Here is an 8,697-nt window from a genome sequence, read left to right as displayed (position 1 = left end):
TACCTCAGCACATGGCGAACGAAAGTCGCTCTGTGCTTAACTGAGCGGCATTACGCCATTCATGGCGACCATTTACGCCAGCAGCTCCTCACTCTGCATCAGCGCAAAAAACGACTCCAGCTCGCGCAGCATCATCGAAGCGGCGATCGAAAGCTGGCGCTGCGGCGCAACACACAGCGACAGAGTAAACGGCTTCAGCACCGTATCGATCAGCGGGATAAACTTCAGTTCGCCGCGCCGATACTCATCGACGATATCCAGCCAGCACATCAGGCTAATTCCCACGTCATCGCGCACCAGCGAACGCAACATATGAATGTTATTGGTGCGCGCCACTTCATTGATCTTAATGCCCGAACTGTTGATCAGCGCCTCCAGTGGATCGGCCAGCATCAGCGGCGCGGCGGGCACGATAAACGGCCAGGATTCGCAGTGGCTAAAGCGGATCGACTCCAGCTGGGCCAGCGGATGCTGGCTGCTCACCACAATACCCAGACGTAAATCGGCAAATGACTTCACCAGCAGCTCGCGTGAACTCTGCGGATTGAGCATGATGCCGAAATCCGCATCGCCCGACGTCAACGCATTGGCGATGTGGATATTGCTCATGGTGGTCAGCGTGAAGGAGATGCCGGGATAGTCGCTGCGAATGCGTTGCAGGATCGAAGAGAAGAAACCGCGATTAATCGCATCGATGGTGGCGATATGCACATGACCGTGGCGCAATCCGCGTAAATCATCCAACTGTGTGCAGACGCGGCCAAAATCCCGCTGCCAGTTTTTGGCCGCATTCAGCAGGATCTCACCCGCTGCGGTCATACGTAATCCTGATGGATGGCGCTCGAACAGCGGCATATCCAGCTGTTCTTCGACGCGCAGGATCTGCCGATCAATCGACGATGCCGAGACATGCAGCACCTCAGAAGCCTTACGCAGCGAACCCTGGCGGGCCACTTCAGTGAAATAGAGCAGAAATCGGGAGAAGGCGAACATAAGGGGTGCTCTCTTTTTTGCAACGCATCATGCGAATTAAACAGATGGACGCTTACACAAGGGCAAAATAATAATCGCTGCCATGATAAAAACAAGGGTTTGCGCGGCCTCGCAGCCGACGACATCCCTGCTCAGGCAGAAAGATGATGAAATCCAATTTTCTCGCCGTCACCGTCATCGCAAAGCAGTTCAACGGTGCAGGCAATGTGTTACTGACGCTGGCGAGTCGCAACGGCCAGCCGCTGCCCGCCTTCACGCCGGGCGCGCATATTGATGTGCTGATTCCCGACGGCGGCAAACGCCAGTATTCGCTCTGCTCTGCGCCAGCCGATCATTATGAAATCTGCGTGCGTCTGGATCTGCGTTCAACCGGCGGATCGCGCTGGCTGCACAACGAGCTGACAGTCGGCGATGAATTACAGATTTCCGCCCCGCGCAACCACTTCCCGCTGCCACAGGCGCCGCGCACGCTACTGTTTGCCGCCGGTATCGGTTTGACGCCGCTGTTGGTGATGGCCGAAACGCTGGCCGCGCGTCAGGCGGATTTCACCCTGCACCTTTACCTGAAACGCGCCGACGAGCTGGCTTTCAGCCCACGCCTGAGCAAACTCGGCGCTCGCGTCGTCATTCACTACAGCAGCGAAGGCGATAGCCTTCGTCAGCGCATTCCCGACGATCTTACCCAGCCAGAGAACGCGGCGTTAGTGTTCTGCGGTCCGGTAGGCTTTATGGATCATCTGCAGCAGCTCGCGTTTCAATTCGGCTGGGCGGAAGCACAGTTGCACAGCGAGCGCTTCCAACCCAAAACGACGGTGACGGCGGGCGGTGCGTTCGAGGTGGAGATCGCCTCCTCCGGCGCACGCTTTGCCGTGGGCGCGCAACAAACTATCGCTGAAGTGCTTGAGAATGCAGGACTCGAATTACCGCTTTCCTGCGAGCAAGGTATGTGTGGTTCCTGTATCACCGGCGTACTGGCAGGCGAACCGGATCACCGCGATGAGGTGCTGAGTAAGCAAGAGCGTGCCGCCAATAATTGCATCGTATTGTGCTGCTCGCGCGCCCATTCTCCGCTGCTGGTACTGGATCTATGAGCGGCTATGCGGGTGCGACCGGCGCACGTTTACCCCGCTGGCTGCTGCCAGAAAACTGGCCTGAAACGAGTAATCAACCGCAGCTGGCGACCTTACATTTCCACGCCACAGGCCTGCAATTCGAACCCGACAGCGCAGCAGCACCCGCTGATTATCTGCCGCTTAACGGCGCGCTGGTGCTACCCGCGTTTATCGAGCCGCACGCGCATCTGGATAAAACTTTCACTATCGAGCGCAGCCCGGCGCAACAGCCTGGTTTGCTGGCAGCGATTGCCGCCATGCATCAGGACCGCGCGCACTGGAACGCCGAGGATTTACAGCAGCGCGCCAGCCAGGCGCTGCGCTGGGCGGTGGAAGCCGGGGTTGGTTTGCTGCGCACCCACATCGACTGGTTCTCTATCGATGCACCGTTAGCGTGGCAAGTGATTGGCGACTTGCACCATCCGCTGTGCAGCATCGAGCGCGTGGCCCTCGCGCCACTCACCTTTTTCGCCGATGCCAGCGATGCGCAGCATATCGCTGCGCAGGTCGCGACCAGCGGTCCCGGCGCGCTGTTAGGCGGTTTTATTCACAGCAGCAACTGGGATGCGCAGGCGTTTCAGCATCTGATGCAGGCCGCCGAATTGTGGCAGCTGGATATCGATCTGCATATTGATGAAGAACTTAACGTTGAGGCGCAGGGATTACGCTGGCTGGCGCACTATTTGCAGCAGCATCCGTTTAGCGGCGCGATTACCTGCAGCCATAGCTGCGCGCTATCGCAGCAAGACGATGCAGAACAGATTCTGGCCGTGCTGGCGCAACACAATGTGACATTGATTGCGCTGCCGCTCACCAATCTGCTGCTGCAGGATGCAGTGCCTGACCGCACGCCGCGTCTGCGCGGTTTAACGCTGGTGAAAGAGGCGCAGGCGCAGGGCATTCCGCTGCTGCTCGGCGCTGATAACGTGCAGGACGCGTTCTGCCCGTTTGGCAGTTACGACCCGCTCGATACGCTGTTTAGCGGTTTGCAAAGCCTGCAACTGGGCGCGCCATTTGATCGGGCCTCGGCGCTGATCTGCCAACGCCGCGCGCTGCTGGCCAATGATTTAGTGGTTTTTCCGCATGCCGATGTGGCGAGCTGGCCGTTGCGTCAACGTCAGCGCTATCGGCTGAAAAGGGGTGTGCGTTATGGAGAAACAACAGATGGCGCTTGATGCAGGAGCGGGACAACCGCTGGCGAAATATGCCGCGTGGCGACGCGCGGGCGACTTCATTTTCCTCTCCGGCATTATTCCGGTGAACCCGCAAACCGCCACCATTGTGCGCGGCTATGACGACATTCCCGCTGCGGCGCAACAGCTGCTTGGCCGCACCGGCGAGTTCTCCACCGACATTAAAGAGGGGCCGATTCTGGCGCAGAGCTGGTACGTGCTGGAGAGCATCCGCACCACCATCGAAAGCGCCGGCGGTCAGATGAGCGATGTCTTCAAACTGGTGCAGTACTTCCGCAACCTCGACCATTTTCCCCATTACAGCCGGGTGCGTAAGCAATTTTTCCCCGATGCGCCGCCGGTTTCCACCGTGGTGCAGGTCAGCGAAATGCTGCCTAGTCCGGACGTCTTAATTGAAGTTGAAGCCACGGCGTGGTTGCCGCAATAACACGAGGAGTTGAAATGTTGCATGGTTATATTCCGGCAAACCGCTTTTTGCCGTACCTGAGCTGGACCGACATCGCCACGCTGGAAAATAAAGCCAACACGGTGATTGTGTTACCGACCGGCGCGATTGAGCAGCACGGCCCGCATCTGCCGTGTGCGGTGGATAGCGTGATCTCCTCCGGCGTGGTCGGCCATGCGCTGGCGCGCTTACCTGCAGCGATCCCCGCTTACGCCATCCCGCCGATCACCTACGGTAAATCGGATGAGCACCTGCATTTTCCCGGTACGCTGACGCTCACCGGCGAAACCCTGCTGCACACCATTATGGAGATTGGCGAATCACTCTATCGCGCCGGTTTCCGCAAATTCCTGATGGTTAACGGCCACGGCGGCCAGCCGCAGCCGTTGCAGATGGCGGCGCGCGAGCTGCGTCTGCGCCACGGCGACATGATCATCATCATGCAAGACACTTTCAAAGTGCCGAACTGCGCTGAAAGCTTTATGGATGACAAAGAGCGGCAGATGGCGATGCACGCGGGACATGCGGAAACTGCGCTGATGCTGGCGCTCGCGCCCGATACCGTGCAAATGGACAAAGCCGTTGCCAACTATCCGCCAGAATTCCCCTGCCCGACGCTATCGACCAACAAACCGATGGCAGCGTGGGCATCCTACGATTTCGGTCCAAGCGGCGTGATTGGCGATCCTTTGCCGTCTACGCCCGAGCAAGGCGCAGCGATCCTCGATTCGCTGGCAGAAAGCTGGGCGCAGGTGATCACCGAAGTGCATCAGATGACGTGGGTAACGCGCGCCGAACCGGCGTGGGGCACCGGCCAGTGGCAAGGCAAAGTATTAGATCACAACGACGCAGCCGCCTTTTTAACACCTCGCTAGGGAATAACGATGAAAAAAACATTGAGCACTGTGGCCGCGCTTGCGCTGGCACTCTCGGCCCCGAGCATGGCGGCGGAGAAATTCACCTTTATGACCAACTGGTATGCGCAGGCCGAACATGGCGGTTTCTACCAGGCGCAGGCGCAGAATCTCTATCGCGATGCCGGTTTAGACGTCACCCTGAAAATGGGCGGGCCGCAGGTGCATACCATGCAGCTGATGGCGGCCGGTCAGGCCGACTGCATCATCAGCGATAACATGCAGGCGCTGGAAATCTGGCAGCAAGGCGTTGAAGCGATGCCGGTTGCCACTACCTTCCAGCACTCGGCGATTGCCTTTCTCACTCATCCGGATGTGAAAAATCAGGCCGATTTGCAGAGCAAAACCTTCCTGCTGGCGGCGGAAGCTTACACCTCATATTGGCCGTGGGCGCAGAGCGCGCTGAAGCTGAAAAACGCGCGCGTGCGGCCTTACACCTTCAGCATTCAGCCGTTCCTTGCCGATAAAAATCTGGTGCAGCAAGGCTACATCACCTCCGAACCGTTTGCGGTGCAGAAAGCCAATGCGCAGGCCAATGTCTATCCGATCAGCGATTGGGGTTATCCGCCGTACGGCAACAGCATCGTGTGCATGAAATCGACCATCGAGAAACGGCCGGCTGCAGTGGCGGCGTTTGTGAAGGCATCGATGCAGGGCTGGAAAAACTATTTGCAGGATCCGAGTGCGGGCAACGTGCTGATCAAGAAAGAGAATCCGCAGATGAGCGATGAACAGATCGCCTTCGGCATCGCGCAGATGAAGAAATACCAGATGCTGACCGGCGGCGATGCGCAAACCGGCGGCATCGGCATCATGACCGAAGCGCGCCTCAAGCAAACCTGGCAGCTGCTGGTCGATACCAAACTGATCGATCCCGCCAAAGTGCCGTTTGAAGGTAGCTATACGCTTAAGTTCATTCAAGACGTTAAGGTTCTGCCATGAATACAGCCAGCCATCTGACGCTGCTGCATCCCGATGCGCAAGCGGTGCCGCGTTCTGCGGCGCCACCGGCGATTGAGGTGCTATCAGCGGAAAAAATCTATCCCAATGGCACGCGCGCACTGCTGCCGGTCGATCTCACTATCCGTCAGGGCGAATTTGTCTCGCTGCTCGGCCCGTCCGGCTGCGGCAAAAGCACCTTGCTGAAAATGATCGCCGGACTGATTGAGCCCACCGATGGCAAGTTGATGCTGTTTCGCCGCGATCGGCGGGAAAATCAACGCGATCTGCCGCTGTCGTTTGTGTTTCAGGAAGCGACGCTAATGCCGTGGAGCAACGTGCACAAAAACGTGCGTCTGCCGCTCGATTTGGCGGGCGTACCGCGTGCCGAAGCGGACACCCGCGTGCGCGAAATCCTTGAGCTGGTCGGCCTCGGCCAGTTTGGTCACGTGTTGCCGCGCGAGCTTTCTGGCGGTATGCAGATGCGCGTATCCATCGCGCGCGGCCTGGTTACGCGCCCGAAAGTGCTGCTGATGGATGAGCCGTTTGGCGCGCTGGATGAAATCACCCGCAACAAGCTGGACAGCGATCTGCTGGATTTATGGCAGGAGCAGAAGCTGACGGTGGTGTTTGTCACTCACTCGATTCAGGAAGCGGTATTTCTGTCGCAGCGCGTGATCATGATGGCGGCGCGCCCCGGACGCGTGGTGGATGACATTCGCATTGAAACGGCGTTGCCGCGCGACGATGAGTTCCGCGTCAGCCAGGATTTCACGCACTATGCGCAACAGCTACAACGCGGCCTGTTGGCGGCCAGCAAGGAGAGTCAATGATGAAACCGTTAGCGAGCCATCGGCAATTTCAGCAGTGGCTGTTCCCCGCCATCGTCGCAGTCGCCATGCTGCTGTTGTGGCAGTTTCTGGTCACCACCTTCAAGGTGCCGGTGTTTCTGGTGCCGTCGCCGTTAGTGGTGGCACAAAGTCTGGTGCAGAACTTCCCAACGCTGTTTATGTCATTGCTCTACACCCTGAAAATCACCGTGATTTCCTTCGCGGTAGCGATTGTCATCGGCTCGATTGTGGCGTTTCTGCTGGTGCAAAATCGCTTCATTGAAACCGCCCTTTTTCCCTACATCGTGTTCCTGCAGGTGACGCCAATTGTCGCCATCGCGCCGTTGATCATCATCTGGGTGAAAGACACCACGCTGTCGCTGGTGGTGTGTGCCACTTTGATGGCAGTGTTTCCAATCATTTCCAATACCACACAAGGATTGCGTAGCGTGTCGCCCGGATTGCTGAGCTACTTCCGCCTCAATCACGCATCGCGCATGCAGATTCTGCTGCGCCTGCGTATTCCCTCGGCGCTGCCGTACTTCTTCGGCGCGCTGCGCATCTCCAGTGGCTTGTCGCTGATTGGCGCAGTGGTGGCAGAGTTTGTCGCCGGCACCGGCGGCACCGATACCGGGCTGGCATACCAGATTTTGCAGGCCGGTTATCAGCTCAATATCCCGCTGATGTTCGCCGCGCTGCTGCTGATTTCACTGGCCGGTTTTCTGCTGTTCGCGCTGATGTCGTGGCTGACGCGCCGCGTGCTGGCGGCGTGGCATGAGAGTGAATTGAGCCCCAGCTGACGTGTAGGGTCGCCATGAATGGCGACCCTACGGAACCCTCTTTTACCACAGGAAATAAACATGTCTGATTCTGATCGCCAGTCTGCACTGGCGGCGCTGGTCGCGGCGTTGCCTGAACTTGACTGGATTAAAGAAGCGCCGAAGGTCAAACGTCTGTCGCGCGATTTCCACTGGTTCAGCCCGGTACTGAAACCGCAGCTGGAAGAGAAATTTGCCGAGCTAGCGGTGCGTCCGCGTGATGAGCAGGAGCTGGCGCTGATCGTCGCGGCCTGCACGAAACAGCGCGTGCCGCTCAATCTGCGCGGCGGCGGCACCGGCAATTACGGGCAGCTGATTCCGCTGCACGGCGGATTGATGGTCGATATGACGCGCCTCAACGCGGTGACCGCCGTCGGCCACGGCACGGTGCGTGCGCAGGCGGGTATTCGGCTCGGCGATCTGGAAGCGCATACGCGTCCACTTGGCTGGGAGCTGCGCTGCATGCCCTCCACCTGGAAAGTGGCGACGCTTGGCGGTCTGTTTGGCGGCGGATTTGGCGGCGTGGGCTCCATCAATTACGGTCCGCTGGCCGCGCCGGGCAATGTGTTGTCGGTGCGGCTGATGACCATGGAAGAGACGCCGCGCATTATCACGTTGCAGGCACCTGATGCATTGCTGCTGCATCACGCGTATGGCAGCAACGGCATTGTGCTGGAGATCGAACTGGCGCTGGCACCGCGTCACGACTGGATCGAACGTCTGGATATCTTCAACGATTTCGCGGCGGCAATGGCCTTTGCCGATGCGATTGCACGATCGCCGGGCATGGTGAAACGCCAGATTGCCGTATTTGCCGCGCCAGTACTCAATTACTTCAGCGATCTGGCCGATGCCGATGTGGCGCGCACGCATGGCGTGATTTCTGTGGTGGGCAGCGAAAGCGATGGATTGTTACCTGCACTTCTCACCCAGCATGGGGGATGCAACGCGCTGCATTTTGCCGAAGGTGAAAATAGCGGGCATTCGCTGATTGAATATTGCTGGAATCACACCACGCTGCAGGCGCTGAAAATCGATAAGACGCTAACTTACCTGCAAACTGCTTACACGACGGATAACTATTTGCAGCAGGCGTTAACGCTGGAAGCGCAATTATCCGATGAGGTGATGTCGCACATTGAATTCTTACGCGATATGAACGGCAGCATTACCTGTAGCGGTTTACCGCTGGTGCGTTATCAGGACGAAGATCGCCTCAACGCGATTATGGCTACTTACCGCACGAATGGCGTGAATATTAATAATCCACATGTGATTCATATTGAAGATGGCAAACAGGGCATGGTGCGTGCTGATGTGGTGGCGATGAAACGCGCCTGTGATCCCCACAATTTATTAAATCCCGGCAAATTGCGCGGCTGGGAAGTACGCGATACGTTGCCGGATGTGCATATCCCTGGCGTCAATTAACCACGTAGATTTTATTATTGTC

General features: G+C 58.0%; 9 protein-coding genes. 8 read left to right on the top strand and 1 reads right to left on the bottom strand.

Annotated elements, in window-relative coordinates:
- Positions 1-72: 72 nt before the first annotated feature.
- Positions 73-993 carry a LysR family transcriptional regulator gene (locus tag RTM06_RS18040; RefSeq protein ID WP_256698755.1) on the bottom strand — a complete coding sequence of 307 codons (921 nt, stop codon included), beginning with the start codon at positions 991-993 and terminating at the stop codon, positions 73-75.
- Between the two features lie 143 nt (positions 994-1,136).
- On the opposite strand from RTM06_RS18040, the gene RTM06_RS18035 reads away from it, so the two are divergent.
- Genes RTM06_RS18035 through RTM06_RS18000 form a run of 8 tightly spaced genes read left to right on the top strand, consistent with a single transcriptional unit; the run spans position 1,137 to position 8,675 of the window.
- The gene (locus RTM06_RS18035) at positions 1,137-2,084 is read left to right on the top strand and encodes a PDR/VanB family oxidoreductase (RefSeq protein WP_312184021.1); all 948 of its coding nucleotides are present in this window, start codon (positions 1,137-1,139) and stop codon (positions 2,082-2,084) included.
- Complete coding sequence (locus tag RTM06_RS18030) at positions 2,081-3,280, top strand: amidohydrolase family protein (protein ID WP_312184019.1); 1,200 nt, start codon at positions 2,081-2,083, stop codon at positions 3,278-3,280. The genes RTM06_RS18035 and RTM06_RS18030 overlap by 4 nt, the downstream gene beginning before the upstream one ends.
- A complete protein-coding gene (locus RTM06_RS18025; protein WP_061719502.1) occupies positions 3,270-3,725 on the top strand; it encodes a RidA family protein in 456 nt (151 codons plus the stop codon). The genes RTM06_RS18030 and RTM06_RS18025 overlap by 11 nt, the downstream gene beginning before the upstream one ends.
- Before the next feature lie 14 nt (positions 3,726-3,739).
- Positions 3,740-4,618: a creatininase family protein gene (locus tag RTM06_RS18020; protein ID WP_312184017.1), complete on the top strand. Its 879-nt coding sequence runs from the start codon at positions 3,740-3,742 to the stop codon at positions 4,616-4,618.
- 9 nt (positions 4,619-4,627) lie between these two features.
- Positions 4,628-5,599, top strand: a complete 972-nt coding sequence (locus RTM06_RS18015) for an ABC transporter substrate-binding protein (protein WP_312184015.1) — start codon at positions 4,628-4,630, stop codon at positions 5,597-5,599.
- On the top strand, positions 5,596-6,429 hold the full coding sequence (locus RTM06_RS18010) for an ABC transporter ATP-binding protein (RefSeq protein ID WP_008110747.1): 834 nt from the start codon (positions 5,596-5,598) through the stop codon (positions 6,427-6,429). Before RTM06_RS18015 ends, RTM06_RS18010 begins: the two co-directional genes overlap by 4 nt.
- The gene (locus RTM06_RS18005; protein ID WP_101761439.1) at positions 6,426-7,226 is read left to right on the top strand and encodes an ABC transporter permease; all 801 of its coding nucleotides are present in this window, start codon (positions 6,426-6,428) and stop codon (positions 7,224-7,226) included. The genes RTM06_RS18010 and RTM06_RS18005 overlap by 4 nt, the downstream gene beginning before the upstream one ends.
- Before the next feature lie 60 nt (positions 7,227-7,286).
- Positions 7,287-8,675: an FAD-binding oxidoreductase gene (locus RTM06_RS18000; RefSeq protein ID WP_312184012.1), complete on the top strand. Its 1,389-nt coding sequence runs from the start codon at positions 7,287-7,289 to the stop codon at positions 8,673-8,675.
- Positions 8,676-8,697 lie beyond the last annotated feature (22 nt).

The sequence above is a fragment of the Pantoea sp. CTOTU46764 genome (genome assembly GCF_031974595.1).
Lineage (GTDB): Bacteria > Pseudomonadota > Gammaproteobacteria > Enterobacterales > Enterobacteriaceae > Pantoea > Pantoea trifolii.
This window is presented reverse-complemented; position numbering and strand designations above follow the sequence as displayed.